The following is a 2,418-nucleotide window of genomic DNA, read 5'->3' as shown; positions in this document are numbered from 1 at the left end:
GAGCCGGCAGCGTCCTCAACCAATTTCCTGAAGTCCGTTGGAGGGTGCGCGGTCAAGTGCTCGTATGCATCCGTGGGTCGTTGGTAGCGGCCTTCCGCTATTGCCTGGCATAGCGTCGAAAAGGCATGCGGGCCACGGGTCCTCCATCTCTGCCAGGCGCTCACCCTTGAGCCATACAGACCGATAAGTTGCACCCATTTGGCCGGGACGCAAAGGATAGCAGCCGGGCTTGGCATTGACGCACCCATGCGCCACGCTTTAGCACTTCAGTCCCGCCGGCGCGGGGGAGGGATTCTTTCACGATGGATTTTGGCGGAGGCGACGAGATTCGCTTCGAACATCTGGGTCGGGCCGGCGTCGTCACCTTGACGCGGCCGCAGGCGCTCAATGCCTTGACGCACCGCATGATCAGGGCGCTCGACGCTGCTCTTTGCGCCTGGGAGACCGATCAAGGCATCGACGTCATCGTCGTCAAGGCCGAGGGCAGGGCCTTTTCGGCCGGCGGCGACATACTGCATGTCTACGAGACCGGCCGGGCTGGAAAACCGCCGGTCGAGTTCTTCGCCGACGAATACCGGCTCAACGCCCGCATCAACAGCTCTAGGAAACCCTACGTCGCCCTGATCGACGGCATCGTCATGGGCGGTGGCGTCGGCATTTCCTTCCACGGCTCGCATCGGGTGATGACCGAGAATGCCCAGTTCGCCATGCCGGAGGTCGGCATCGGCTTTTTCCCCGATGTCGGCGGCAGCCACCTGCTGCCTGATCTCGGCGGCTCTTTCGGCATGTATCTGGCGCTGACCGGCAATCGCATCCGCTATGGCGACGCCCTGTGGTCGGGCCTGGCCACCCACACCATCAAGGCCGAGGACCAGGGCGGCTTCCTCGACCGGCTGACGCTGACCGGCGACCCGGAATCGGTGCTGCGCGGTTTCTTCATCCAGGCAAGGCGAGAGACCGACAGGCCGACGCTGGAGGCGATATCGAGCCATTTTTCGCAACCGTCCCTGAAACGCGTCATCGACAGCCTGGAGCGGGCAGCAGGCGCCGACGAATTCGCGGCAAAGACGCTGGCGACAATCCTCACCCGCTCGCCCACCAGCCTGCGCGTCGCCTGGCGTCAGATCAGCGCCGGGCTGACCCTGTCCATGGAAGCATGCATGAAGATGGAGTTCCGCATCCTCAACCGGATGCTGGCCGGCCATGATTTCTACGAAGGCATTCGCGCCGCCATCATCGACAAGGGCTCGAAGCCGCAGTGGCGGCCGGCGAGCCTCGGTGCGGTCAGCGATGCCGATGTCGACGCCTATTTCGCTCCGCTGGGCGAAAGGGAGCTCGAGCTGTGAGCGAAGTGACCTCCCGACGTGTCGTGCTGCAGCCCTCCGGGGTGGAGGTGATCTTCGCCTGGTTCCAGCGCGTAATATCGGGCTACTGCCTGCTGTTCGGCATTCTCTACTGGATCAAGCTGATCGGCTTTTATCCGGGCTCGCTGTGGCGTTTCGACCTGATGCCCGTGCATTGGCAGGTGGCGGCCGTGGTGCTCGCCGTGTTCTTTCCCTTCGCCGCTGCCGGCCTGTGGATGCTGGCGTCCTGGGGGCCGGTGATCTGGTTCATTTGCGCGGTGACCGAGACCGTCATGTATGCCGGCTTTCCCGAGCTTTTCGGCCACCGTATGCTGATTGTCGTCTCGCATGCCGCGGTGGCGGTGCTCTACATTGTCTTCCGCGTCGTCATCTACCTGCAGAAGCGCCCTGTCCGCCACTAAGTCCTTGAGCACATTGGCGACCTGGCTTCTGCCTCGATTCGGCCCCTCAATTGTTGCCGAAATCTTTAGGTTAATTATCCTTGCTCGGGTGACCGTTCGTTAAGCCTCTTTCGAAACCTGTTACCGGTAAGCTCTTGTTAGCCCTAGCGTTTAAGTCGAATTTTATGAGTATTCGATAGTGTCGCGATCAAGGTGAAAAACAAAAAATCACCAGGGCGACAAACGAGAGGCAAAGACAATGATCAATTCGCGTCCGGCGGCGAAGACCGCCAACGTATCCGACGATCGCCGCGAGGCTATCCGTTCCCTGTACATGGAATCGCTGCAGCTTGTTGAGCGGCTGCACCGCCGCCTGCTTGATGTGATCAAGGACGAATTCGACCGCAACGGCCGTTCCGACATCAATGCCATCCAGGCGCTGCTGCTGTTCAACATCGGCAATTCCGAGCTGACCGCCGGCGAACTGCGCTCGCGTGGCTACTATCTCGGCTCGAACGTCTCCTACAATCTGAAGAAGCTGGTCGATCTCGGCTTCATCAACCACCAGCGCTCGCGCATCGACCGCCGTTCGGTCCGCGTCTCGCTGACGCCGAAGGGCAACGAGGTGGCCGAGGTCGTCGCCGGCCTTTACGAGCGTCATGTCGGCTCGATCG

3 protein-coding genes are annotated in these 2,418 nt (G+C 61.5%); all 3 read left to right on the top strand.

Translation table 11 applies throughout. From position 1 onward, the window contains the following. Positions 1-302: 302 nt before the first annotated feature. A complete protein-coding gene (locus tag EN935_RS31285) occupies positions 303-1,346 on the top strand; it encodes an enoyl-CoA hydratase/isomerase family protein (RefSeq protein WP_127264883.1) in 1,044 nt (347 codons plus the stop codon). Next, complete coding sequence (locus EN935_RS31280) at positions 1,343-1,765, top strand: DUF6163 family protein (RefSeq protein WP_109668597.1); 423 nt, start codon at positions 1,343-1,345, stop codon at positions 1,763-1,765. Before EN935_RS31285 ends, EN935_RS31280 begins: the two co-directional genes overlap by 4 nt. Positions 1,766-2,003: 238 nt before the next feature. Next, a partial coding sequence (locus EN935_RS31275) for a winged helix DNA-binding protein (protein ID WP_127373982.1) occupies positions 2,004-2,418 on the top strand: 415 nt, incomplete at its 3' end.

This window comes from Mesorhizobium sp. M7D.F.Ca.US.004.03.1.1 (assembly GCF_003998635.1).
GTDB lineage: Bacteria > Pseudomonadota > Alphaproteobacteria > Rhizobiales > Rhizobiaceae > Mesorhizobium > Mesorhizobium loti.
The sequence above is the reverse complement of the archived record's forward strand: the minus strand, read 5'-3'. Positions and strand labels throughout refer to the sequence as shown.